At 50.1% G+C, this 24,895-nt stretch carries 29 protein-coding genes, 1 tRNA gene and 1 pseudogene; 27 read left to right on the top strand and 4 right to left on the bottom strand.

Features of this window, described 5'->3' with window-relative positions:
• Nucleotides 1-12 precede the first annotated feature (12 nt).
• Nucleotides 13-774, bottom strand: coding sequence for a PIG-L deacetylase family protein (locus tag T458_RS31470; protein WP_023554465.1), 762 nt, complete (start codon nt 772-774; stop codon nt 13-15).
• Between the two features lie 276 nt (nt 775-1,050).
• Between T458_RS31470 and T458_RS31465 the strand changes: the two genes are divergently transcribed.
• Nucleotides 1,051-2,283 (top strand): Glu/Leu/Phe/Val family dehydrogenase, encoded by a 1,233-nt coding sequence (locus tag T458_RS31465; protein WP_427329379.1) that lies wholly within the window; start codon nt 1,051-1,053, stop codon nt 2,281-2,283.
• A gap of 122 nt (nt 2,284-2,405) precedes the next feature.
• Here T458_RS31465 and T458_RS31460 read toward each other — a convergent pair whose 3' ends face one another.
• Complete coding sequence (locus T458_RS31460) at nt 2,406-3,200, bottom strand: DUF817 domain-containing protein (protein ID WP_023554463.1); 795 nt, start codon at nt 3,198-3,200, stop codon at nt 2,406-2,408.
• Nucleotides 3,201-3,334: 134 nt separating this feature from the next.
• Nucleotides 3,335-4,315 (bottom strand): asparaginase, encoded by a 981-nt coding sequence (locus tag T458_RS31455; protein ID WP_023554462.1) that lies wholly within the window; start codon nt 4,313-4,315, stop codon nt 3,335-3,337.
• 84 nt (nt 4,316-4,399) lie between these two features.
• Here T458_RS31455 and prsW point away from each other — a divergent pair, with 84 nt between their 5' ends.
• The 17 genes and pseudogenes from prsW to T458_RS31375 all read left to right on the top strand — a co-directional run bounded on the left by prsW (nt 4,400) and on the right by T458_RS31375 (nt 17,454).
• Entirely contained in the window at nt 4,400-5,074 is a 675-nt protein-coding gene (prsW, locus tag T458_RS31450) for a glutamic-type intramembrane protease PrsW (protein WP_023554461.1), read from the top strand.
• A 20-nt stretch (nt 5,075-5,094) separates the two neighbouring features.
• Entirely contained in the window at nt 5,095-5,265 is a 171-nt protein-coding gene (locus T458_RS57085) for a hypothetical protein (protein WP_023554460.1), read from the top strand.
• A gap of 310 nt (nt 5,266-5,575) precedes the next feature.
• Nucleotides 5,576-5,932, top strand: a pseudogene (locus T458_RS31445) (cell wall hydrolase); the annotation flags it as partial.
• Nucleotides 5,933-5,965: 33 nt separating this feature from the next.
• Complete coding sequence (gene ypeB, locus T458_RS31440) at nt 5,966-7,342, top strand: germination protein YpeB (protein ID WP_023554458.1); 1,377 nt, start codon at nt 5,966-5,968, stop codon at nt 7,340-7,342.
• A gap of 98 nt (nt 7,343-7,440) precedes the next feature.
• Nucleotides 7,441-8,124, top strand: a complete 684-nt coding sequence (locus T458_RS31435; RefSeq protein WP_023554457.1) for a flagellar brake protein — start codon at nt 7,441-7,443, stop codon at nt 8,122-8,124.
• A 21-nt stretch (nt 8,125-8,145) separates the two neighbouring features.
• Nucleotides 8,146-8,328: a hypothetical protein gene (locus tag T458_RS31430; RefSeq protein WP_023554456.1), complete on the top strand. Its 183-nt coding sequence runs from the start codon at nt 8,146-8,148 to the stop codon at nt 8,326-8,328.
• 128 nt (nt 8,329-8,456) lie between these two features.
• Nucleotides 8,457-9,128 (top strand): (d)CMP kinase, encoded by a 672-nt coding sequence (gene cmk, locus T458_RS31425; protein ID WP_023554455.1) that lies wholly within the window; start codon nt 8,457-8,459, stop codon nt 9,126-9,128.
• The gene (locus T458_RS31420) at nt 9,125-9,730 is read left to right on the top strand and encodes a lysophospholipid acyltransferase family protein (protein ID WP_023554454.1); all 606 of its coding nucleotides are present in this window, start codon (nt 9,125-9,127) and stop codon (nt 9,728-9,730) included. Before cmk ends, T458_RS31420 begins: the two co-directional genes overlap by 4 nt.
• A gap of 176 nt (nt 9,731-9,906) precedes the next feature.
• On the top strand, nt 9,907-11,079 hold the full coding sequence (rpsA, locus tag T458_RS31415; protein WP_023554453.1) for a 30S ribosomal protein S1: 1,173 nt from the start codon (nt 9,907-9,909) through the stop codon (nt 11,077-11,079).
• A gap of 74 nt (nt 11,080-11,153) precedes the next feature.
• Nucleotides 11,154-12,206 (top strand): type 2 isopentenyl-diphosphate Delta-isomerase, encoded by a 1,053-nt coding sequence (gene fni, locus T458_RS31410; protein ID WP_023554452.1) that lies wholly within the window; start codon nt 11,154-11,156, stop codon nt 12,204-12,206.
• A 76-nt stretch (nt 12,207-12,282) separates the two neighbouring features.
• Complete coding sequence (locus T458_RS31405; protein WP_023554451.1) at nt 12,283-12,921, top strand: YphA family membrane protein; 639 nt, start codon at nt 12,283-12,285, stop codon at nt 12,919-12,921.
• Nucleotides 12,922-12,926: 5 nt separating this feature from the next.
• Entirely contained in the window at nt 12,927-13,820 is an 894-nt protein-coding gene (locus T458_RS31400) for a YIEGIA family protein (protein WP_023554450.1), read from the top strand.
• A 23-nt stretch (nt 13,821-13,843) separates the two neighbouring features.
• Nucleotides 13,844-14,023, top strand: a complete 180-nt coding sequence (locus T458_RS31395) for a capping complex subunit for YIEGIA (RefSeq protein WP_023554449.1) — start codon at nt 13,844-13,846, stop codon at nt 14,021-14,023.
• Nucleotides 14,024-14,081: 58 nt separating this feature from the next.
• Nucleotides 14,082-15,395, top strand: coding sequence for a ribosome biogenesis GTPase Der (gene der, locus T458_RS31390; RefSeq protein ID WP_023554448.1), 1,314 nt, complete (start codon nt 14,082-14,084; stop codon nt 15,393-15,395).
• A 16-nt stretch (nt 15,396-15,411) separates the two neighbouring features.
• Nucleotides 15,412-16,017: a glycerol-3-phosphate 1-O-acyltransferase PlsY gene (gene plsY / locus T458_RS31385; protein WP_023554447.1), complete on the top strand. Its 606-nt coding sequence runs from the start codon at nt 15,412-15,414 to the stop codon at nt 16,015-16,017.
• Nucleotides 16,018-16,077: 60 nt separating this feature from the next.
• Nucleotides 16,078-17,112: an NAD(P)H-dependent glycerol-3-phosphate dehydrogenase gene (locus tag T458_RS31380; RefSeq protein WP_023554446.1), complete on the top strand. Its 1,035-nt coding sequence runs from the start codon at nt 16,078-16,080 to the stop codon at nt 17,110-17,112.
• 72 nt (nt 17,113-17,184) lie between these two features.
• Nucleotides 17,185-17,454 carry a stage VI sporulation protein F gene (locus tag T458_RS31375; RefSeq protein WP_023554445.1) on the top strand — a complete coding sequence of 90 codons (270 nt, stop codon included), beginning with the start codon at nt 17,185-17,187 and terminating at the stop codon, nt 17,452-17,454.
• A 120-nt stretch (nt 17,455-17,574) separates the two neighbouring features.
• On the opposite strand, the gene T458_RS31370 is transcribed toward T458_RS31375, so the two are convergent.
• Complete coding sequence (locus T458_RS31370; protein WP_023554444.1) at nt 17,575-18,063, bottom strand: hypothetical protein; 489 nt, start codon at nt 18,061-18,063, stop codon at nt 17,575-17,577.
• A gap of 134 nt (nt 18,064-18,197) precedes the next feature.
• On the opposite strand from T458_RS31370, the gene T458_RS57505 reads away from it, so the two are divergent.
• The 9 genes from T458_RS57505 to T458_RS31325 all read left to right on the top strand — a co-directional run bounded on the left by T458_RS57505 (nt 18,198) and on the right by T458_RS31325 (nt 24,837).
• Nucleotides 18,198-18,386: a DUF2768 family protein gene (locus T458_RS57505; protein ID WP_023554443.1), complete on the top strand. Its 189-nt coding sequence runs from the start codon at nt 18,198-18,200 to the stop codon at nt 18,384-18,386.
• A gap of 12 nt (nt 18,387-18,398) precedes the next feature.
• The gene (locus T458_RS31360) at nt 18,399-18,695 is read left to right on the top strand and encodes a 2Fe-2S iron-sulfur cluster-binding protein (protein WP_023554442.1); all 297 of its coding nucleotides are present in this window, start codon (nt 18,399-18,401) and stop codon (nt 18,693-18,695) included.
• Nucleotides 18,696-18,711: 16 nt separating this feature from the next.
• Nucleotides 18,712-19,053 carry a 2Fe-2S iron-sulfur cluster-binding protein gene (locus tag T458_RS31355; RefSeq protein WP_023554441.1) on the top strand — a complete coding sequence of 114 codons (342 nt, stop codon included), beginning with the start codon at nt 18,712-18,714 and terminating at the stop codon, nt 19,051-19,053.
• 21 nt (nt 19,054-19,074) lie between these two features.
• Entirely contained in the window at nt 19,075-19,806 is a 732-nt protein-coding gene (locus T458_RS31350; protein WP_023554440.1) for a hypothetical protein, read from the top strand.
• 180 nt (nt 19,807-19,986) lie between these two features.
• Nucleotides 19,987-21,465 carry a stage IV sporulation protein A gene (gene spoIVA / locus T458_RS31345; RefSeq protein WP_031305337.1) on the top strand — a complete coding sequence of 493 codons (1,479 nt, stop codon included), beginning with the start codon at nt 19,987-19,989 and terminating at the stop codon, nt 21,463-21,465.
• 241 nt (nt 21,466-21,706) lie between these two features.
• Nucleotides 21,707-21,979 (top strand): HU family DNA-binding protein, encoded by a 273-nt coding sequence (locus T458_RS31340; protein ID WP_023554438.1) that lies wholly within the window; start codon nt 21,707-21,709, stop codon nt 21,977-21,979.
• Nucleotides 21,980-22,221: 242 nt separating this feature from the next.
• Entirely contained in the window at nt 22,222-22,785 is a 564-nt protein-coding gene (gene folE / locus T458_RS31335; protein ID WP_023554436.1) for a GTP cyclohydrolase I FolE, read from the top strand.
• Nucleotides 22,786-22,930: 145 nt separating this feature from the next.
• On the top strand, nt 22,931-24,433 hold the full coding sequence (locus T458_RS31330; RefSeq protein WP_023554435.1) for a hypothetical protein: 1,503 nt from the start codon (nt 22,931-22,933) through the stop codon (nt 24,431-24,433).
• Nucleotides 24,434-24,760: 327 nt separating this feature from the next.
• Nucleotides 24,761-24,837: transfer RNA gene (locus tag T458_RS31325), tRNA-Pro, on the top strand.
• Nucleotides 24,838-24,895 lie beyond the last annotated feature (58 nt).

Genomic DNA, 24,895 nt, shown 5'->3' with positions numbered 1-24,895 from the left:
GCTGTCCGTAGACTACTCATGGAGTGGAAATCCGGCGAAGAAATCAGCCTCTTTGTCTTGCGGATTTGCGGCGTAGCCAGGCAGATTGCTCCATGCCAGGATGTAGTGGTTCTGGGGCGGTACATGGGTTGTGTCTCCGCTGATCGCACCTGGAAAAACCCTTTCGACCGAGAGATGCTGGGTTTTGTGCTCGGCCAATGCCGCAGCCACCTGTTTGACATATGTGGGGCCTTGAATGACGGTCGTAATCGTTTCATATGGATCCGAGAAAATCGGCTTGCCTCCGGTGGGGACTGTATCTGTCGCACGAGTGGCGTAGTAGAGCTTGCGCACGCTGCTTCCCGCGGGGAGTGTTTGGACTGCTTGCGTGGCTGCAGCGCTGATCGCCTGGTGATCAGGATGACCGGAAATGCCGTGTGGAGCAAAAGTGACGACGACATCCGGCTGGTACCGTGCGATTGCTTCGTGTATGCTGGCAACGAGCTCCGCCATCGGAACATCGCTAAGGTGTTTGTCCTCGTACTCCCATGTCTCTACTCGGCTCAAGCCTAGGACATTTGCGGCTCGCAGCAGCTCCTGCTCGCGATAGGCGGGTAACTCGGAAGGCTTGCAAAGGGGAGGATCGCCAGCTTTGCCGGCTTGCCCCTTGGTTGCGGAAATCAAGTAGAGCTGCGTTTTGGTTTCTGCCGCGTATTTGGAGATGGCAATCCCGGAGGTAAAAGTCTCATCGTCGGGATGAGCAAATAAAAATAGAATGCTTCGCTCTTTTTTCATAAAAACCTCCTCGAATTTCTTGCGTATCTCGTTTCATTATGACACAGATTGCGATTGTTGGTCATGAAACAAATAGGTGGGGGGAAGGATAGTATTATCGGAAATATGTTTTGCCCGAATAAAAAACAGCGGAATGGAATTTTTTTATCTTCTCATACGTGAAACAAGCGTGTATACTTAACGATGGATTTACCGACAACATTTCTGAGGTGGTAAGTAATGGGTAATCAAGAAGTGGTAACCGAAAGCACCCAAGGGAAAAAAGAGCAAGAAAGCATGGATTTGCTCAAATCAACCCAAACGGTGATCAAGGAAGCACTGGAGAAACTAGGTTACCAAGATTCGATGTTCGAACTCTTGAAGGAGCCGCTACGCGTTTTGACTGTACGCATTCCGGTTCGCATGGACAATGGCGAAGTCAAAGTTTTTACGGGCTATCGTGCGCAGCATAACGATGCAGTTGGTCCGACCAAGGGAGGCATTCGTTTCCACCCGGCAGTGACAGAGGACGAAGTGAAAGCGCTTTCTATCTGGATGAGCTTGAAGGCTGGTATTGTAGACTTGCCATACGGCGGTGGTAAGGGCGGAATTATCTGCGATCCTCGCGAGATGTCCTTCCGTGAGCTGGAGCGATTGAGCCGTGGCTACGTCCGTGCAATCAGTCAGCTTGTTGGGCCTACAAAAGATATTCCGGCACCAGACGTGTTTACGAACTCGCAGATCATGGCCTGGATGATGGATGAATACAGTGCAATTCGCGAATTTGATTCCCCTGGATTTATCACTGGCAAGCCAATCTCCCTGGGAGGCTCGCATGGTCGTGAAACGGCTACAGCCAAAGGGGTAACCATTTGTATCCGCGAAGCAGCCAAACGACGCGGCATCGACCTCAAAGGTGCGCGTATTGTTGTTCAAGGCTTCGGGAATGCCGGCAGCTACCTTTCGAAATTCATGCATGATGCAGGTGCCAAGGTAGTGGGGATTTCCGATGCGTATGGTGCATTGTACGATCCAAACGGTTTAGATATCGACTATCTGCTGGATCGCCGCGATTCTTTCGGTACGGTGACCAAGCTGTTTACTAACACCATTACCAACAAAGAGCTGCTGGAGCTCGACTGCGATATTCTCGTTCCTGCAGCGATCGAAAATCAGATCACAGGTGCCAACGCGCACGACATCAAAGCAAAGATCGTTGTCGAGGCAGCCAATGGACCGACCACGCTGGAAGCGACCAAAATTTTGACCGAACGCGGCATTCTCCTCGTTCCGGATGTTTTGGCCAGCGCAGGTGGCGTCACCGTATCCTACTTTGAATGGGTACAGAACAACCAAGGTTACTATTGGTCTGAAGAAGAAGTAGAAGAAAAACTGGAAAAAGTAATGGTCCGCTCGTTTGAAAACATCTACTCCCTGTCTCAAACAAGACGAGTAGACATGCGTCTCGCCGCTTACATGGCTGGTGTGCGCAAAATGGCGGAAGCATCCCGTTTCCGCGGTTGGGTCTAAGCGTTTGTACGTAGGATAAAAATATAGATAGCTTTTCTCATTAGCCCATTTTGGCTAAGTGAAAAGCTATCTTTTTTATGTTCGGCGTCAAGGCTGTCATCCAAATGGCTTGCTGGATAAGTCTACAGCATCTTACTGTGGTCAAATGGATTGGACTTTCTTGCCTTTACATGCTTCAACTCCGCAACAATGATGAAGCTGACAATTACCAGTAAAAACCAAGAGTTGATTTTGCTGAGATGAACCAGCTCCCAACCCGATTTTTGATTTGGGTAATACCACGCACCGAAAAAAGTGGCGATATTTTCCGCGATCCAGATAAAAAATCCGATCAAAAAGTAGGCGAGAGGAAGCGGCATGAAAAAGCGTTCATGGGTGACGCGAAAGGTAACCCGCGTGTTCCAGAACACGAGAAAGATCGCAGCCATCAGTACCCAGCGCACATCAATCAGAAAGTGGTGAGTAAAAAAATTGAGGTAGATCGCGCTGCCGAGCGTTACGGCAAACACCGGTTTTGGCCAGCCGGTCAAGCCGACGTCGAGTCGCCGCCAAGCCTGGCAGAGATAACTGGCAACACTGGCGTACATGAATCCGCTGTAGAGCGGCACCCCAAAAATTTTGCTTAGCCCATCCTCCGGGTACGACCACGAGCCCATATGGACTTTGAATAGCTCCAGTGCCAGTCCGATCAAGTGAAAGACCGTGATGACCTTCAGTTCATCCCGCGTCTCCAGGCCGCTTTTTACCATGAAAATTTGAAACAGCAGGCAGAGGACCAAAAGCAGGTCATAGCGGGCCAGACCGGGAATGGTGATGTATTTGGACACCGCAAGCGAAGCGAAAATAAAGACTGGAAAGAGACACGACATAGCCTCCTGGTAGCCAAAATGAAGGAGGAGGCGAACAAAACGGATCACTGGGAGCTCTCGTCTCCCTGTTTCAACCCGTATATGAAGAAACCAGCTACCCTTTTCATGAAAACTCCCCCCAGATTTCATTGCATCATTTTACCACTGAGTTGAACCCCAGAACGATGGCTGGGGATTCTTACCTACATCATCGATTGATCGAACCATTTTTGCAAAGTCTTGGCGTCACGGGTTTGTTGCAGGGCAACAATCAGTTTTATTCTGGCTTTTTGGCCATTGAGTCCGTTGGAGAACACAATACCCATTTCCTTCAATTGGCGACCACCGCCTTCGTAGTCGTAGACATCCTGCACTTGTCCATTGTAGCAGCGGGAGACGAGGACGATTGGAATCCCTCTGTCCAGTACCTGCTGGAGTGTCGGAATAATAGCGGGAGGCAGATTGCCCAAGCCGAAAGCTTCTACGACCAGCCCATCGATCGTTTCCTCCAGCAAAAAGCGTAACCAGCTCGGGTCCATGCCAGCGACAGATTTGATCAGAGGTACATTCGCATCCGCATGGGAAATCGTGTAATGTTCCCGGATCAATGGAGCATGGTGATATTGAACATGCTTTTTTAAAATCGTTCCGATTGGACCGTACTGTGGAGATTGGAAGGTAGCGATATTGCTCGTGTGCGTCTTGGTGACGTGACAGGCAGCGTGGATCTCGTCATTGAAAACGACCAGTACGCCCTTGTCTGCACTTTCTGGATCGACGGCTGTACGCACAGACGAGATGAGATTGACGGGACCGTCTGCCCCTAGCTCATTGCTGCTGCGCATCGCTCCCGTAACCACGATCGGCACAGTATGAGATAAGGTGAGATCAAGAAAATAGGCTGTCTCCTCGAGGGTATCGGTACCATGGGTGATCACCACGCCGTCGAAGTTTCCTTTTGCCAGTTCAGCTTCGATTTCCAGACGGAGAAAATTCATCAAAGAGGGGGTAATATGCGGGCTGGGCAGATTGAGGACGTTTTTCATGGTCACGTCGGCATAGCGCGATAAGAACGGAAGAATCTTGTTGACAGCTTGATCGTCAAGCGGTTTTACGCCCTCCGAATCATCTACAGACATGGCTATCGTGCCGCCAGTATTTAACACGAGTACGTTTTTGGACATGATCTCTTCTCCTGTACCGGGTTTTCATGAATCAGTATTCATGGTACGATGAATAACAGCCTTGTGTAAAGGAGTAATACACGGATGATCGCTTTGATCGGAGCTGCTATAGCCCCCGGTATTGCCATCATGAGTTATTTTTACCTGCGTGACAGTTTTGAACCGGAACCGATATCGATGGTGATTCGCTCCTTCATTTTTGGGATGTTGCTTGTGATTCCCATCATGGTGCTGCAATACATCATGCAAAATGAGTGGTACTGGCGGGATACAATTGTTGCTGAAGTCTTTCAGTCGGCTGTTGTGGAAGAATTTTTCAAATGGATGGTAATCTTTTTTACAGCTTACAAGCATGTGGAATTTGATGAGCCTTATGATGGAATCGTCTATGCGGTTGCGGTTTCTTTGGGCTTCGCTACATTGGAGAACCTGTTTTATCTGATCATCAATGGGACAAACGTCGCTTTTTGGCGCGCTCTGCTGCCGGTTTCCAGCCACGCTTTATTTGCAGTGTGGATGGGTTATTATCTGGGTAAGGCAAAGTTTACTCAGTCCACACAATCCCAACGCTTCTTTCTTTGGATTTCCCTGATGCTTCCTATTTGTTTGCATGCGATTTATAACGCTATTTTTTTAGCCATTCAAAATTGGCTGCTCGCCATCATTCCCTTTATGATTTTCTTGTGGTGGCAGGGTATGAAAAAGGTGCAGCGGGCGCATGAACATGGTTCTAAAAATCTCTTTTCCCGTCCACAATAAACGGGAGGAGGAGACAAGTCGTGCTAAAAACTCAACGAGCCAAAGTGCTGATTCGCTGCAATGTCTGCGGAGAAACATTTACGCTGCGAGGTCGACGAGAGCCTGGGGGACAGGTGGAGACAGGATTCAAGCAATGCCTGTGTGACAATGACAATGAGCAGCAATTTTTCATCCAGGAATGTTATGAATAATAGGCAAGGCAGACACAAAAGTCCGGTGCATCCGTATGCACGGGCTTTTTCCTTTTTTGGCGTCTGAATGGCTGTAAATGTCGTTGCCAGATCTCATGCATAAACCCGCCATCCTCCACTAACACTATGCAAAGATTTCAATACGTGCCAAGGAGGGGCTACCATGCGAAAAATCTGGTTCGTTGGTATTTCATTGGTCGTAGCCGTAGCTGTGCTGTCCGGATTAACCCTTCTGTCGTCCATAGAAAATCAAGTCGTGAACAACGCGGCAAAGAACAAACCTAATCAAGCGAAATTCCACACCTCTCAAGTCTCGGATAACGACCTGCGGCTAATGGCCAATGCCGTGTACGGGGAGTCAAGAGGAGAGCCCTTCGAGGGACAGGTAGCGGTGGCGGCAGTCATCTTGAATCGAGTCAAAAGCTCGTCATTTCCCAATACGCCATCTGCCGTCATTTTTGAGCCGAGAGCGTTTACTGCCGTCGCGGATGGACAGATCTGGCTTGAGCCCAACGAGAGCGCGAGCAAAGCGGTACGCAGCGCACTCAAGGGCTGGGACCCGACCGGTGGATGCACGTATTATTTCAACCCCGCGACGGCGACTTCAAAGTGGATCTGGAGTCGACCGCAAGCCAAGAAAATCGGCAAACACATTTTCTGTCGTTAATCACCAGTATATGAAGAGGAGGAGTGGCAAGGGATGGTATACGGAGCAGTGTCACGCGTTCTTTTTCCCGTCGCGATCGTAGCGTTGGTCGGAGCGGGGATGTGGGGCTATCAGGAACACAACGAGAAAAATTCAATCTTGATCAAAGCGGAGAATTCGTATCAGCGAGCCTTCCACGATTTGACCTACCACGTCGATCAGCTGCATGACGAGTTGGGAAAAGCATTGGTAGTCAACTCTCGAAAGCAAATGACCCCGACTTTGACGAACGTCTGGAGACTGGCTTACGCTGCTCAGTCGGATGTAGGGCAACTGCCCCTGACGTTGATGCCGTTTAATAAAACAGAGGAAATGCTGTCGCGCGTAGCTGATTTTTCCCATCGGGTGGCGGTTCGTGATCTGAATAAAGAGCCACTGACCCAACAGGAATACGGGACCTTGAAAAACCTGCACAAGCATGCGGCTGACATACAAGACCAGCTTCGCAAAGTGCAGGGAAATGTGATTGACAAGCAATTGCGTTGGATGGATGTGGAGACGGCGCTCGCCTCGGATGACAAAAAATCGGACAATACCATTATCGATGGCTTCAAAACGATCGAGAAAAAAGTCCAGGAGTATCCGGAACTGGATTGGGGAGCTGGCATTCAGAGTCTCGACAAGAAAAAACAAATGCGAATCAAGGGCATTGACGGCAAAAAGATCAGTAAGGAAGAAGCAAAAAAGATCGCTCTGGATTTCGTCGGTAAGCAGGAGGGCAAAGGGGTCCGTGTCGATGTAGACGAAAACGGAAAAGGTGAGGAATACTCCGCGTATAGCGTTCGTATTCATACCCCCAATGAGCGAAGCTCGATCAACATGGATGTGACAAAGCGTAGCGGCAAGGTCGTTTGGCTGATGGATGAAAGACAGATCGGGAAAGAGAAAATTTCCATGGAGCAAGCTCGCAAAAGCGGCCAGAAATTTCTTCGGGCCCATGGCTACGGGGATATGGAAGTTTCGGAAGTGGACAACTATCAAGGCTCTGCTGTCTTTACATTCGTTCCCGTGCAAGACGGTGTCCGCATCTATCCTGATTCCGTAGTCGTCGAAGTGGCGCTGGACACTGGGAACGTACATGCTTTCAATTCGACTGAATACCTGTTCAACAACAAAAAACGGACGATTCCAAAGCCGAAAATCAGCAAGGAACAAGCGAGAACGAACGTCAATCCTTCTGTGAAAGTAACAGGACAAAGACTTGCCTTGATCGAAGGCAAGAACGATGGCAATGAGGTTCTTGCCTGGGAGATTACCGGCAACTTCGAAGGCAATACCTACTTGATTTACATCAATGCTGAAACAGGGGACGAGGAAGAAGTAGTCAAAATGGTCACGGGCGGGGGCAATCAACCGCATGCTACTCGATAAAACTTTGGGGGAAGCCTGAAAAAGGGGCTTTCCCTGTTTTCCGTTTGTAGACAAGGGTATATAATGAAAGCATGAGAGGGAAAGGGAGGAACGCTGCAATGATGCTTCCGCGGATTGGACAAACCATAAGACTAAACGTAATAAGTTCCTCTGAAGACATACTCGCTCAGTCCTTTAAGAGCAGGATAACGGACAGCAAGGAAGGAATTGCCTCCATCGAGCTGCCTACCAGCGAGAGCACGGGGAAAACCGAATTACTCGAAGTCGGTACACCTTGTCTCTTATGGTACCTGGGAGAGGATGGGTCGCGGTACGACTTCCAGACTTCCATTGTAGGCAGACAAATCGAGCCGCTTCCAGTCTTGTTGCTCGGTTTGCCGGAGAAAGAGGACATTCGCCGTACACAGAGACGCAATTATTTACGTATCGATACCTCGCTCGATATTGCTGTCAAATTGAACGATCCCATACGTAGCTATCATTTTCTTACTCGAACGGTAGATGTGAGCGGAGGAGGACTTTCGTTTACCTGTAAAGATTCCTACACGATACAAGAAAATGACAAAATCCAGGTGTGGATTTCCCTGCCGAATAAAGCGGGGACCGTGCAGCATGCTTCTGCAGAATTGCAGGTAGTGCGTCAAAAGCCTGCTGAAGAAAAAGGAATGCACCAGTGGGTTTCTGGGAAATTTATACAAATAAGCGAGCCCGATCGTGCGAAAGTAGTGCGGGCCTGCTATGAAAGACAATTGGAATTGCGCAAAAAGGGTGTCATGGAGTGACACCAGACAGGATGGGACATCATGACAAGCCGCTACAACGAGAGATTCCGTCGTTTTTCCCAACGAATCGAGAAGGTCATCATCGCCGGCATCGTGATCTGTTTTATCGTGATGGTGGGCAGCGAACTGCTGTTTCAATTCGACCCAGTTCGCGCGTTTTTGATTGAGACGCAAAGACTGGAAGGGGTTTCAGAAGCTCCGTAAGGTTTGCGCATGTTACCATCCTATGGTACTATGAAAAAGACATATTTGGTAAAGAAGGCTTCGACAGAAGCTTCTCTTGTTTTTCCATGTTCCCTTTATGGACTACAGTACATAGCAGGTGAGAAGGTATGAATATTGCCATTGATGGACCAGCGGGAGCGGGAAAAAGCACGGTGGCGAAAATGGTGGCCGGCAAGCTGGACTACCTGTACATCGACACAGGTTCCATGTACCGCGCCTTGGCATGGGCGGTCCTTGATCAAGGCTTGCCAATCGAAGACGAGTCAGTCGTTTCAAAGCTTTTGAAAGAAAATGACATCCGTTTGCGACGCGTGCAAGGTGAACAGCATGTCTATTGGAACAATACGGACGTAACGGAATGGATTCGCACGCCAAATGTTAGTCAATACGCCTCCGTTGTAGCCAGTTATGCCTCCGTGCGCGAGCAAATGCTGATCCTCCAGCGCAACCTCGCCGTCCAGGGCAAGGTCGTGATGGACGGTCGTGACATCGGGACGCATGTGTTGCCGGATGCCGAGGTGAAAATTTTCCTAACCGCTTCGATTCAAGAGCGGGCAATGAGAAGATGGAAAGAACTGCGCGATAAAGGGTTCGACCCGAATCTGGCCGAGATGGAGCAAGAGATTGCCGAGCGGGATCAACGAGACATGAACAGAGAGGTGGCCCCGTTGCGTCAGGCAGAGGATGCCATCCTCGTCGATACGACAGGCATGACAATCGCTCAGGTGGCGGAACGAATTCTGGAAATCTGCGAGCGAGTGGGAGAGTCGAGCCAGTGAGTTATTATCGTCTATTCCGAGGCTTTTTCCGCACGATATTTTCGCTTGTCTTCCGTTGGCAAGTGATCGGGCGTGAACATATACCTAAGGAAGGCCCAGTGATCCTTTGCGCCAACCATATCTCGCTTTGGGACCCTCCTCTCCTGGGTTCCGGGATTGAGCGGCAGGTCTTTTTCATGGCGAAGGAGGAGCTTTTTCGGATCCCTGTCCTTTCCTTTTTGATCACAAAGTTTGGGGCATTTCCTGTCAAACGTGGAGCTGGGGATCGAGCAGCGATTCGCTCCACTTTAAAATTGTTGGAAGAAGGAAAAATCTTGGGAATTTTTCCAGAAGGCACACGGAGCAAAACAGGAGAGGTTGGCGCCGGGATGCCTGGCGTGGCGATGTTTGCTCTGAGATCGCAGGCAGCGGTAGTGCCCGTAGCGATCATTGGCCCGTATCGCCCGTTTCGGCCGATCAAGATCGTCTACGGCAAACCGATTGACCTGACTTCCTTGCGTGAGGCCAAAGCAGGTTCTGATACGCTGAAGGAAACGACGGATCTGATCATGGCAGAGATCCGCTCTCTTCACGAACAGCATCGTTCCAAGGTCTCGGTATAGAATCTCCAAAGGGAAGAATACTACCTGTACTGGAATGAAATGGCTTCGTCAGCTAACTGAGCTGCCTTCAAGGCGTCAGTTAAAAATATACATGCTCCCGCTTCTTGCAAGATGGTAGGAGAATTCCGCCACTAACGGACAGTTGGGGACTGGATGGTATGAAGGAGGTCTTTATGATGATGGAAGAAACGAATGTTAGCCTAACGGATGCAAACGTAATTTCCGTAGGAGATGTCGTAAAAGCGACAGTGACAAAAGTAGAGGACAAACAAGCGCTTGTAGATGTAGGCTACAAATATGACGGCTTGATCCCGATCAGCGAGCTATCCCCGCTGCACGTGGAGAAGGTTGCCGATGAAGTTGCGGTCGGAGACACATTTGAGGTGAAAGTCATCAAGCTTAATGATGATAAAGAAGAACTCGTTGTCTCCAAGAAGGCCGTAGCAATGGAATCCGCTTGGTCCGATCTAGAGCAAAAAATGCAAAACGGCGAAGTAATCCATGCGGTTGTGAAAGAAATTGTAAAAGGCGGCCTCGTTGTCGATGTGGGTGTACGCGGATTTATCCCGGCTTCCATGGTAGAGCGCCACTTTGTCGAGGACTTTTCCGACTACAAAGGAAAAGAGCTGAGCCTAAAAGTCGTAGAGATGGATAAAGAAAAGAACAAAGTAATCCTCTCCCATAAAGCAGTCCTGGAAGACGAAGTGAAAGTGAAAAAACAATCGATTCTGGATACCATCCAACCGGGTCAAATTCTGGAAGGAACCGTCCAACGCATGACCGATTTCGGCGTTTTCGTTGATATTGGCGGGGTAGACGGACTCGTGCACGTCTCCGAACTGGCTTGGAACCGCGTCGAAAAACCTTCTGACGTCGTAAAAGAAGGCGACAAGGTAACCGTGAAAGTACTAAAGGTCGACAAGGAAAACGAGCGCATCGGGCTGAGCATCAAAGAAACGCAAGCAGGTCCATGGGCCAGCGTAGCGGAAGAATTTAAAGCGGGCTCCATCGTAAATGGAACCGTGAAGCGTCTGGTTTCCTTTGGTGCGTTTGTCGAAGTAGCTCCAGGCATTGAGGGTCTGGTACACATCTCGCAAATCGCAAATCGCCGCGTCAACACTCCTGGAGAAGTGTTGAAGGAAGGCCAAGAGGTGCAGGTAAAGGTTCTGGATGTGGTTCCACAAGAACAACGCATCAGCTTGAGCATTCGCGCAGTGGAAGAAGATCGTGTAGAGCAAGCTGAACGCGCGAGCAAAAAGGAACAGCAACAGTTCCAACAAGAGAACAACCAGCCAATGGGCGTTACTTTGGGCGAACTCTTCGGTGATTTGAAAGACAAGTTCAAGTAAAAAGCAGGAAGTGTGGGGGATGCGCTTAGGCGTATCCCCCTTTTTACAGTAGCGGATAAGGGGGAATCCGATCGATGGATCGTTCGCAACGTAAAATGGATCATATTCAGCATGCGTTGGCTACGAATGAGCAGCAGACAAACAGCTTTGACGAGATTCGTTTTGTCCCAAATAGTTTACCGAATATATATTATGGTAACTTGAACCTTGATGTAAATTTGGCTTCCTTTCGCCTCGCTTCTCCGATCCTCATAAATGCCATGACTGGCGGTGCCGCAGCAACAACGACGATAAATCAGAAACTGGCTATTATTGCAAGGGAAAAAGGCTTGGCCATGGCAGTCGGGTCCCAAATGGCTGCTTTGCGAGATCCTTCCGTCCGTGACAGCTACAGTGTTGTACGAAAAGAGAACCCGCACGGCATTCTATTCGCAAACATCGGGGCGGAAGCTACTGTGGAGCAGGCCCTGGCGGCCGTGGAAATGCTGGAAGCGGATGGTTTGCAGATTCATCTCAATGTGATGCAGGAGCTGTTAATGCCGGAAGGAGATCGGGACTTTACTGGTTATTTGGAGCGAATTCAGCGCATTCGGGACCAGGTGCCCGTTCCGGTTCTTGTCAAAGAAGTGGGTTTCGGCATGGCGAAAGAGACGATCGGGAAGTTGATTGACATAGGGATCCCGATGATTGACATAGGGGGACGGGGCGGCACCAATTTTGCCAAAGTAGAAAATATGCGCAGAAGCACACCGCTTCCCATGTTTGACGATTGGGGTCTTACGACTGTGGAGAGCTTGCTGGAGGCGCGGGACTGGATGGAGCACGGATCATCCTTCATCGCGACAGGAGGCATTCGACATGGCTTGGATGTGGCCAAGGCCCTGGCATTGGGGGCGGATGCGGTCGGGATTGCCGGCGGCTTTTTGCGCATTGTCCAAACCCAATCCATAGAAGACGCGCTACATACCGTTGACGAATGGCACCATCAACTGAGGGTAGCCATGACAGCACTCGGCATCAAGCGGTTGAAGGATTTTTTACACGTTCCGATGATCTTATCCGGACGCAGCTATGACTATGCCCAGCAGCGACAGATAGATGTATCGTCGTTGGCAAATCGCGATTGAGCGATCCAGCAGCCACATGAAAGCCTGCCTGATGAGGCATACTTTGGGGAGACAACCACATCTTGAGGAGATGAACATGAACGAAGGGACAGTTGCGATTCTCATCCAGTGGTGCCTCATTTGTCTCGTCTGGATGGGAAGTATGGATCTTCTTTTACGTGAGCTCAACCTGTCGCGAAGAAGAATGTTGGCTATCCTCGTCGCTTTTCTGGTTTGCTCGTTCGTGAGTTGGACACTCGCTTTTGCACCCGTAGAGATCAGCTTAAGCGGTACCATTTTGCCACTGCTTTTCTGCGGCTGGCTGTACGTCCAGATCTCTGCGAGCCGACGCCGCTTTCATCTGTTTGCCGCGATTGTCATGGCCTGGATATTGTTTTGGCTGAGGTGGATTTTTTTTACCGATCCAGTCTTGCTGTTTTGGGACGAGCAGATCATCCTGCCGACTGTCGCCGTTGTCGCAGCCTTGATCATCAACAGGCGGGGGGGAGCTCAGCTTTTTTCTCTTTTGCTCTCTATCGTGCTGGCAGATGCCATTTACGGGTTCTATATCGGGAAATTCTCCGGAACCTGCCAGCTTGGGAGTGAATTCGCACAAGACCTGATCTGGAGCTCCCTTTCCTTCTGGTTCTGTTTCCGGGTTATCTGGTTGTGGATTTGTCGCTGGATCGGGTGGAGTCATACCGAACCCTCCAAATCAGATGCACGTAGGGGATGACGAGATTGTACAAAGAACTGCTGGCGAGTGAATTTCTCGTGCCGTTGTTGCTGGGATTTACGTTCGGGATTATGTGCAGGATCCACTTGCTTCGCACCGATTACCGTCAATATCCGACCTATCCACACGGGAAAATCATCCAGGTTGCGCTGGGCGTCATCGCGGCTGCTCTCGGCGCTGTTGCCATTCCCGCACTGTTCAAGGAAAACTATACAGCCGTTACCTTTTTGACTGTGGCAGCCCAGCAATTTCGTGACGTGCGCAATATGGAGCGTACGACCTTGACGGAGATCGACAAGCAAGAGCTGGTTCCCCGGGGAGGCCCTTATATCGAGGGGATCGCGTTGGTATTCGAGGGCCGGAATTACCTGGTCATCTTCTGCTCGCTCATGACAACCCTTGCTGCTGTTTTCTTTCATTGGTGGGGCGGCATCATTGCCGGAATCATTACCCTCGTGATCGCCAAGTTTCTGATGTCGGGCAAAACGCTCTCGCTGATCGTGGACATCGAGCCTGCTGAGGTGAGAGTAGAGGGAAAAGATCTGTATGTGGGCGATATCTACATCATGAACGTGGGGCTTGAGGATGCGCAAAAAATGATTCAGCAGCATGGCATGGGCATGATCCTCTCGCCGAAAGACCCCAATGCGAAAGTTACGATCTCCCAACCGGGACAAAGGCAAGCGATTCTCCACGATGTTTCGACACAGCTTGGCGTATACATGGATACAGGTGAGCCTTCCTTGACACCCCTTGCCAAGAGGGACATGGCTACAGGACGCTTGGGCGTGTTCTTGCTTCCGCAGGTGAAGGATATAGAGAAGGCGAGGGCGGTGATCGGAGCAGTGCCAATCCTGGAGAGTGTCTACCGCAAACCCACGAAAGCCAAGCAAGACTAATCGGGATGCAGGAGGTGCAGGACATGCTCAGCAGTATCCTTGCTGTCATTACGTTGAATAAGGACCGGGTCGCTGGCGGTGCCCCCATCTTTTATTGTTCCGATCATCAGGAACAGCAGCAGATCGCCTTCCTTTTGGAAAAAATTCTGGACGGGATGGTGCATGAGGTGACAGCAGATACCCTGGTCATTGTTCGGCATTAGGAGTGTATGGTATGATTAGCTAGTCAAAAACAGAAAATGAGAGAGAGTGTTGTCAACTATGGGATTGCCAGTGGTAGCCATTGTGGGGAGACCCAACGTGGGCAAGTCCACGATTTTTAACCGATTGATCGGCGAGCGGATCGCCATCGTGGAGGACAAGCCGGGAGTAACCCGTGACCGTTTGTATGGAAAAGGAGAGTGGCTGACCCACACCTTCCATGTCATTGACACCGGCGGTATTGAATTTGGCGAGACCGACGAAATTCTCACGCAAATGCGTTATCAGGCTGAACTGGCGATTGATGAAGCGACTGTCATTGTCATGATCACAGATGGTCGAACAGGTGTGACAGATGCCGATCTGGAATTGGCGCGCATGCTGAATCGCACGGGAAAGCCGATAGTCCTTGCCGTAAACAAAGTAGACAACCCGGAAATGCGGGCTGATATTTACGATTTCTACACGCTGGGTCTTGGCGAGCCGTTTCCAATATCAGGAAGCCACGGACTTGGACTGGGGGACATGCTGGAGGAGGTCGCAAAACACTTCCCGGACCCCAACGAGGATGAAAGCGGGGAAGACGTGATTCGCGTCTCCATTATCGGTCGTCCGAATGTCGGCAAATCGTCTTTGACGAACGCCATTTTGGGTGAAGAACGGGTTATCGTCAGCGATGTAGCAGGGACGACACGCGATGCCATCGATACCCCGTTTGAACGGGATGGCCAAAGCTATATTCTCGTGGATACCGCCGGGATGCGCAAGCGCGGCAAGGTATACGAAAACACGGAGAAATACAGCGTCATGCGAGCCATGCGAGCCATTGAAGATTCAGACGTTGTGCTGGTGGTCCTCAACGGAGAAGAGGGCATTATCGAGCAGGACAAGAAGATCGCGGGTTATGCCCATGAGGCAGGCCGCGGGGTCATCATTATCGTGAACAAATGGGATGCGTTGGAAAAAGACGACAAGACCATGCAGCGATTTACCGAGTTGATCCGGGAAGAGTTCAAGTATCTGGACTATGCTCCGATTCTCTATGTGTCGGCCAAATCCAAACAACGCGTGCATACGATTCTTCCGAAGGTCAATGAAGTAGCAGAAGCACATTCCATGCGAGTACCGACGTCCGTCCTGAACGATTTGGTGACAGATGCCACCATTCGCACACCACCGCCATCGGATCGCGGCAAACGATTGAAAATCAACTATGCGACACAGGCAACAGTAAAACCTCCGACATTCATCCTATTCGTGAATGATCCGGAGCTGATGCATTTCTCCTATGAACGTTACATAGAGAATAAAATACGTGAAGCGTTTGTCTTTGAAGGCACGCCTGTACGTATCTGGACCCGGAAAAAAACGTAGGGAGAGGGAAAGGGTCATGGTGTTACTATCCTGGGTGATCAGCTATTTGATTGGATCCATTAGTTTTAGCTATCTCATCAGCAAAAAAATAGCCGGCATCGACATCCGCTCCCACGGGAGTGGCAACGCAGGTGCGACGAATACATTGCGGGTGCTCGGCAAAGGACCTGCCATTCTTGTCCTGCTGTTGGATGCGGCCAAAGGTCTATTGGCGATGGGCATCACCCACTTGTTGACAGGCGGGGACCCAGTCGCCTATGCCATGTCAGGGTTGTTTGCCATCGCCGGTCACAACTGGCCCATTTTTTTCGGATTTCGCGGGGGGAAAGGAATCGCCACTACTTTAGGTGTGGCGCTTGGCTTTTCGCCCCTCGCCTTCCTCATCGGTGCCGTCCTAGCAGTGGTCACGATTGCGATTACGCGTTATGTATCGCTGGGATCACTCATTTTGGTATCGGTTCTCCCCGTTGCGATCTACGTGTTGGACAAGCCGAACGCTTTTGTTTGGACCAGTCTAGCACTCGCCGTCTTTGCCTACATTCGGCATTATAACAATATCCGCAATCTTCTTGCAGGGAACGAGCGAAAACTGGGAGACCGATCACACAGGAAACTGGGGTAGTCATTGCCCTGGGTGGTATCGACGGGAGTAAGCCGAGATGAAAACGTGGAGGGAGCGCTCTTGATTCAAAACGTCGCCGTCATTGGCGCTGGGAGTTGGGGTACTGCACTTGCTTCTGTCCTGGCCAAAAACGGTCATCAGGTGACATTGTGGGTGCGTGATGCCCAATTGGCGGATGAAGTAAATCAAACACATCGTAATCAAAAATACCTTCCGGAGGCGACTCTTCCTGTCAACATCGTCGCCACGTCAAGTCTGGAAAAAGCGGTAGCGGGAAAGCCTGTTGTGCTGCTTGCTGTTCCTTCGCACGCCATGCGCCAGGTTTGCCAAAGCATGGCTGCTTATCTTGATCCAGAAGTCTTGCTGCTGCATGCGACAAAAGGATTTGAGCTGGAGAGCTTGAAGCGGATGTCCGAAGTGATCGCAGAAGAGCTGTCGCCACAAATCACCTCTCGCCTTGCTGTCCTTACGGGACCGAGTCATGCAGAGGAAGTGGTATGCGAACAGCCGACAACGGTCGTAGTCTCTTCGGAATCTGAAGAGAGCATGCTGCGGGCGCAGGATTTGCTGATGAACCAGAATTTCCGCGTCTACACCAACCCGGATCTGGTCGGAGCCGAGATCGCCGGCGCCCTGAAAAATATCATCGCGCTTGGCGCTGGGATGTCGGACGGCCTGGGCTATGGAGATAACGCCAAAGCTGCTCTTCTGACGCGAGGGCTTGCGGAAATCAGTCGTCTCGGGATCAAGCTGGGTGCCATGCCTCTGACGTTTGCTGGTCTAGCCGGGGTCGGAGATTTGATCGTGACCTGTACGAGCAAGCACTCTCGCAACTGGCGTGCGGGCTATATGCTTGGCCAAGGAAAGAGGCTGGATGAAGTCCTGGAGCAAATGGGCATGGTGGTAGAAGGAGTCCGCACCACCCACGCCGCTTATGCGCTGGCTCGGCGAGAACAGGTAGACATGCCGATCACGCAGGTGTTGTACGGGATCTTGTTTGAAGGGAAGACAGCCAGACAAGGTGTGGAAGAGTTGATGGGACGAGGAAAAACCTTTGAGATGAGCTATCTCAATCCGGAAGCGGATCGTTCGTAACAGAACGCCTCACACAATTAGGCTCCTGCACATATGATAGGGTGAAAGCCCAGATGCAGGAGGAGGTTTTGTATGAACACCAATCGATCCCGTCGTTTCCTGGATAGTCTGCAAGGGAAACTGGCTGGCAAGGTAGATGAAGGCAAGTTGCAAGCGATGGCCAGTCAGATGAAAAAAAGCGATTTTGAAGATGAAACCAAGCTTCGTCAAATGATTCAGTCGTTGGCAACGTTGACAGGAAAACAACTGACTCCCGAACGCGAAGACAAGATCATTCAGATGTTCCGGGACAAGGAAATCAATCTCCAGGATCTATCCTCTTTAAACAAGCTGCTCAGGTAAGAGAAATGGGCGATTATGACCGTTGCGTGCTGAGCAAACCGTCATACAGTAAGATTAGGAACAATCATGGCTCTACAGGGACATGGCTGACCTACAGAAACAAGAAAAAAAGAGGGGAATTTACCCCTCTTTTTTTCGTTGTTTGCCGTTGTTCGCAAACGTTTGGCTCAGCAAATTCTGGACCAGTGGAGATTGCAGCAATCCGAGCAATTGCGCGATGTCGATATTCGCCAGTGGATTATTGCCGCTGCTGTTGCTCTCTTCTGGTTCCGGCTCCGTAGGCTCGCTGGTTGTACGGGCGGTTTGTGAGGCTGCTTTCTTCTTGACGGTGGTCTTTTCTGTTGCTGCCGCTTTTTCGGCTGAGCGTTTTCCCAAATTCTCGAACATCTCCATCGCGCCGTAGAGCGTGTCCATGGTTTGTTCCACTTGCCGAATGGTTGTACTAATCCCTTTAATATTATTGCGCATTTTGGATACAGAAGTGCGCAGATCGACAGCGGGGATTACCTTTTTGGGCGTTACGGCAAGCGAGACCTCCGTTGCCTGATCATTCAGTTTTTTGCTGGGGATGGGAGCATAGGGATTTCGCCATTTTCGCTTGCTACTCATCTGCTATCCCTCCAATAGGCGAATTCATCACAATAGTCTATGCGAACGTCTAGATGGAGGTTCACATCCCTCAGGTGCAAGATGGTGAAGTATGGTATAATGAAACCAAAAATGCAAAGGATGCTGCAGGGTAGATGTATATTGATCCTATCACCAAGATGAACATCTCTTTTGTCGCAATGGGACTGATGTTCGTCTGTAATTTTCTCATGATATTTTCGCGGAAAACTCAAAACGGCTGGCTCCGTTTCTTGTTTAGAACGCTCGGTCTGCTAATGCTGATTACAATCTTTGTATTAATACTCATCGTTATTTTCGTGTAAGGGGGAATAGATGTGGGACAACTTACGATGCAGACACGTGCAGGGAGCCACACAATTCCCGCAGAGACAGGCAAAACCATCGTGGAACTGGCCAAGCAGCATAAAATCGTCTGGGGACATGCCTGCCAGCGCGGTGTGTGCGCACAGTGCCGTACCTTTGTCGTCGAAGGGGCAGAGGTGTTGAATGAAGTGACCAAAGAAGAAAAGCTGCGTTTGCGAAAAGCAGAGCGAGCCGAGGGGTACAGGCTGGGTTGTCAGATTCAACTCGTCAGAGACGGCGATGTGACGGTTGCTCATCGGCCTTATTAGTTGGGGGCAGTGATTGATGGGGAAAATGACCTTTTTGCCATCCGGCAAATCGATCAAAGTGAGGGCGGGACAGTCCGTAGTCAGTGCAGCGGGTTCAGCACGCGTCGTGATACCACAGCGTTGCAGCGGCCATGCTTCCTGTCTGATGTGCCGCATCGTCCTGGAAAAAGGCGATCTGACCGCTCCGACAGCGTTAGAGCTGCGAAAACTGTCGCCGCAAGACCTCGCCCAAGGGATTCGATTAGGATGTCAAGCAAAGGCGACACAGCAGGATTGTACCGTACGCATACCGGAAAATCGGCTGAAGTCGGTGGTACAGGCTGCTTTGGAGCGGCAACGGGAAGAAAACGAAGATTGAGGTAAGAGGTGCATAAAGACAATGGGGGATTCATCACGTAAATGGCAATACCTGATCGTAACACTGGTTCTGGTTTCTGTAGCATTGACGGGATGCTTGTATCCGGATGAAAGACGTGCAGAGAACCAAATGCCGAGCACCTTTTTTTTGGAGCAGACGCAAAAGGCGATTGATCAGTTCAGAGCGGATACGTCGGTTCTGCCGATCGTCACCAAGGATATGAACACACCAATTTTTGAGAAGTACGAGATAGAGTTCCGCAAATTGATCCCGAAATACTTGCCGGACGCGCCGGGCAATGCCTTTGAAAAGGGCGGGGTCTACAAATACGTTTTGATTGACGTGGAAACCAATCCTGCCGTCAGACTGATCCATCTGCCCTCCGTCAGCACGGTAGCGGATGTCCAGCGTGCGATAGACAGCTATCGCTATCAAAATGATGATCAGCTGCCGATCAAGGCGGATTTGGGAGAAGGCTATTTTTCTATTGATTTTGGCAAAATTGGCATGAAGGAGACACAGGTGCCAGGTACGGCAGGGAATTACCTGCTGCCTCTGATCATGAATGGCAAAGGTCAGGTGGGCATCGATTATGCCATCGACATCGCCACTGTTCTGCGAGAGAGCGAGGCAACCGTCCAGGAACGGACAGACCCGCGTTACGTCATGGCGCGCGAATCCAATTTCGTGCCGGCCAAATCATTTCCCTATACGATGGATGGGGACCAACCGAAATTGCTGAAAATAAAGTAAAGGATGAAAAACGACTCGCAAAATAGAGTCGTTTTTTTTGTTCTAGTTGTGATGTACAGACATATATTTGTACTGTCCACGGAACTTGTACGAGATCCCCGGGAAAATGCTGGCGGTCAGGGATAATTCGGAAAAACGGTCATAGTGTAAAAATAGACAAATAGAAGGAGGTCATCGATGGTGGAACGAGTTGACATCTTTAAAGACATAGCCGAACGGACGGGCGGAGACATCTACCTTGGTGTGGTAGGGCCTGTTCGTACGGGAAAATCAACCTTTATCAAGCGATTTATGGAGCAGGTCGTCATCCCCAACATTCAATCAGAAGCAGAGCGGATCAGGGCGACGGATGAGCTGCCGCAAAGCGCTTCCGGACGAACAATCATGACGACAGAGCCCAAATTTGTTCCCAACCAAGCTGTCAATGTCCATGTTACCGAAGGTCTTAGCATCAACGTCCGCCTCGTTGACTGCGTAGGATACACGGTGCAAGGGGCAAAAGGGTTCGAGGATGACAACGGGCCGCGCATGGTGAACACACCCTGGTATGAAGAGCCAGTCCCGTTCGAGGAAGCGGCAGAGGTCGGTACGCGCAAAGTCATCCAGGAGCATTCAACCATCGGCATTGTGGTGACGACAGACGGCAGTATCGCGGAGATTCCGCGTGTGGGATACATCGACGCCGAGGAGCGCGTTGTCAATGAACTGAAAGAAGTAGGGAAGCCGTTCGTCATCGTAGTCAACTCGACACGTCCCCGCTCGGAAGAAGCACAAAATCTGCGCGTCCAGCTTCAGGAAAAATACGATGTGCCTGTCGTGGCTCTCTCCGTGGACCATATGACAGAACAGGAAATCCTGCTGTTGATGCGGGAAGTATTGTTTGAGTTCCCTGTGCATGAAGTAAACGTCAATCTGCCAAGCTGGGTGATGGTGCTCGAGAGCGGCCACTGGCTGCGTCAGAACTACGAGGAAGCCGTACGTGAGACGGTGCAGGACATTCGTCGATTGCGGGATGTGGATCGTGTAGTGGGCTTCTTCAACGAATACGACTTCGTGGAGAACGCGTCGTTGGCAGGAATGCATATGGGCCAGGGTATTGCGGAAATCGATCTCTACGCGCCAGATGAGCTGTACGATCAGATTTTGATGGAGATCGTGGGTGTCGAGATCAGCGGCAAGGATCAGCTCTTGAAGATCATGCAGGAGTTCTCTCACGCCAAACGCGAGTACGATCAGGTAGCAGAAGCGCTACATATGGTCAGGAGCACCGGTTACGGGATCGCCGCGCCGTCGCTGCATGAAATGACCTTGGACGAACCCGAACTCATTCGTCAAGGACCACGCTTCGGAGTAAGACTAAAAGCGACCGCACCGTCCATCCATATGATCCGCGTGGATGTAGAGTCAGAATTTGCTCCGATTATCGGTACGGAGAAACAAAGTGAAGAGTTGGTTCGCTACTTGATGCAAGACTTCGACAAAGATCCATTGTCCATCTGGAACTCCGATATTTTTGGAAGATCCCTGCACTCCATCGTGAGGGAAGGCATCCAAGCCAAAATCACCATGATGCCGGACAATGCCCGCTACAAATTGCAGGAAACATTGGGACGCATCATCAACGAAGGCTCCGGTGGACTGATTGCGATTATCCTGTAGCAACCGGGAGAAAAGACCTAAAAAAATAGGTATTAGAAGGGGCGCCCTCTGTGATGGGATGCCTTTTTTTCTTGTATTTCGTTCAAATTCGACAGGAGGTACTTGAATTTAAGAAAACGGTGTATTACTATTAGCTTGTCAGAGCGGTAAAAACAACCAATACGTGTATAAAACCGCGCATTTCGGTTAAGAAAAATAATAGCTAGGACTTGTGGTGTTCTTTGAGGGGAGGTGAACAAGAATGAACAAAACAGAACTGATTGCAAAAGTGGCGGAAACCACTGAACTCACCAAAAAAGATGCAACTAAAGCAGTTGATGCCGTTTTGGATGCAATTGCTGATGCTCTGAAATCCGGTGACAAAGTCCAACTGATCGGCTTCGGTAACTTCGAAGTTCGTGAGCGTGCGGCTCGTAAAGGTCGTAACCCACAAACTGGGGAAGAAATCGAAATCGCTTCCAGCAAAGTGCCTGCGTTCAAACCAGGTAAACAACTCAAAGACTCCATCAAGTAATCGTATTGCCTGATAATGGACACTTACATAAAAAAATCCACATTTTCGCGATGTGGGTTTTTTTCTTTTTTCATCCGCTGCCAAATGTGCATTCGCAAGAACTCATTTTTGTTTTTTACCAAGGAATATGGTAAGATGGCTTTGTTTCGTTTTTTGGACAACTTACCCAACAAAAGAAAAGTCATAGGTTCGTACGGATAGATAGAATCGTGCAAATAGAACCAAAAGCTAGGAGGTACAGGATGAACGTTGATATGGAGAAAATTCAACAGGCCGTCCGTATGATTTTGGAGGCCGTAGGAGATAACCCGGATCGGGAAGGGCTGCTGGACACGCCGAAACGCGTGGCAAAAATGTACGCGGAAGTATTGGAAGGCATGCACATCAATGAAGAAGTCTACTTCGAGACCGTATTCAGCGAAGAGCATGAGGAAATGGTCATGGTCAAGGACATCCCGTTCTATTCCATGTGCGAGCATCACCTCGTTCCATTCTTTGGCAAGGCGCATGTGGCATATATTCCACGTGGAGGCCGTGTCGTCGGCTTGAGCAAATTGGCCCGTGCCGTAGATGTCGTCGCCAAACGACCACAACTCCAGGAGCGGATCACGTCAACCGTTGCCGATTCGATGATGCGCAAGCTGGATCCGCATGGGGTAGTTGTTGTCATCGAGGCGGAGCATATGTGCATGACGATGCGCGGGATCAAAAAGCCCGGCTCCAAAACGATCACTTCGGCTGTTCGTGGAATCTTTGAAAAAGATGCGGCTGCCAGAGCAGAAGTATTCAGCTTGATTCGTGTATAAATGAATGACTAGAATACCAGACGCTCCTCATTTCATGCACAGCATGATGGGGAGTGTTTTTTATTTTCTGCAAAATTTGGATTCTTCTATTCCTTATGGTAAAATCAGGAATATGTTTTGGATTAGGAACAAAGGAGAGATGCACATGAAACGGGCACATCATTCATGGATCAAATGGGTCTGCACCGGGATCTTGCTTGCTGCCCCCCTCGCTCCTGTGTCTATCGCACAAGCTAACAGTCCCAAAGCCATGGAGAAGGAAGCTTTGGAACAGATAAAGCAACTGCCCCCCAAAGCGAAGCGGGTTGTAGAAGAGACGGCGGCATACTTTTTCAGAAGTCAGCACAAGCTTGACATTCAAATCCAAAAAAAGAGGGAGGACGCATGGGATGTGCAAATGATCCAGCATCCTGATGAGATCGGACAAAAACATCAGCCGAGTTCGGTCGCATTGCGCCTTTCCAAAGGAGGAAAGCTGGAGCGGCTTGACGCTTTCTGGGATGCAAAAGAGAAGAAGGGCTCGATCAGCCAGTGGACGGCTGTTGATGAGGCCGAAGGATTTGTCAAACAGGTTCTCGGCAGCGATCTCAGGGCTGGGCTGCAGCCCTCCAGGATAGCGAATGATTGGTTTGCGATCCCGTTCTATCCCGTCGTCAATAACATCACTGTCCAGAAAGAGGCCGCATCTGTTATCATCGACGCAGCCGGAAATCTCCGCTCTTTCCAATCCAAGGAGATTGAGCTGCGAGAAGCTATGCTCCCGTCCCGCTCTGGTGTGATCGACAGCCAAGACGCCAAACGAGCGTTTGCAGATCTGCTTTCCGTAGAGTTGGTGTACGATGACGAACGGGGCAAATTCGGTTATCAATCGTCGCCATTCAGCCGAATTGACGCCAAGACGGGTAATCGATTAACCGTTCCGTACGAAACGGTTGATGAAGAGTGGACATGGGATCAAGACAAGAAATCGGCCCATCTGACTACTGATCAGGCAAAAGCAATTGCCAGCGCATATGCTGGCTTGGATGCCGGCAAGCTTAGTGTTCGTACCTCTCGCCAGAAACACCCGGATGAAGACGCCAAAACGATTTTTACCGTAACCGACGGGAAGCGAATACTGATTCTGAAAGCGGATGAGAATACGGGTACCCTGCTCTCCATCCACGAGGAGGATGCGGAGAAGACCACCGCTTCCAATAGCAAAAAAGCGGATGAAGCAAAGCGAAAAGCACGCCAGTTCATAGAATCGTATGCGAGCCTGGAAAAAGGGGATTACGTATTGCGAGAGAAGCGCTACGCAGAAGGGGAAGCTGCGGACGAATACCAGTTTGAATTATACCCGATGCATGGTGACGTACGGGCAGCGAAGCCGATCTTGACGCTGTCTTTCGATCGTAGCCAAAATACGCTTTCCGCCATGAATACCCGCTCGTTCCAACGGTATTCAGCAGCTACTCCTGCTGTGATTGCCGAGGATCAGGCGAAGAGAGCCTGGCTGGACGCCATTTCTCTGGAGCTGCAGTACGTCTATCTGAATACCAGCACGATGAAAGACGAGCAGGCAAAGCTGGCGTACGTTCCCTCTTTCTCTGCGGAGAGCCGTTTCCTGAATGCAGCAACGGGGCAGTTGGAGAAGGCGGCAGATTGAGAGAAAAGATAGGAGACCATCCCAGGAGTTTCGAGGGATGGTCTCGTGTTCATTTACCGCAGTACGGCTCAAAATTTCTGGATTTTCTTCATATTCTAGCAACTGGGTAGAAAAATGGATTACAAAATCGTTACAATCTAGTTAAGAGCTCCATAGTCCCGCGCGTACAACATGAATTTCGTATTCGTACAAATCTTTCAATGGGATGAAAAAAATATGGAAGATATTCGCTTTTCACTCTTGCAACGTTGAGCGTCTGTATTGTATAATCAAATACGTAATTACTTGATCTGAACGGTCAGACATTTCACGAATACGTGAAAACATCGGGATGTGGCGCAGCCCGGTAGCGCGCACCCTTGGGGTGGGTGAGGTCCAGGGTTCGAATCCCTGCATTCCGACCATTGTATAACCGTTGAAGAAGCCCGGATCTCCGGGCTTCTTTTTTGTCATTTTTTCCAA

Origin of the sequence: Brevibacillus panacihumi W25, assembly GCF_000503775.1 — a bacterium.
GTDB lineage: Bacteria > Bacillota > Bacilli > Brevibacillales > Brevibacillaceae > Brevibacillus > Brevibacillus panacihumi_A.
Note: the sequence above shows the minus strand (reverse complement) of the source record. Positions and strands in the feature narration are given on the sequence as shown.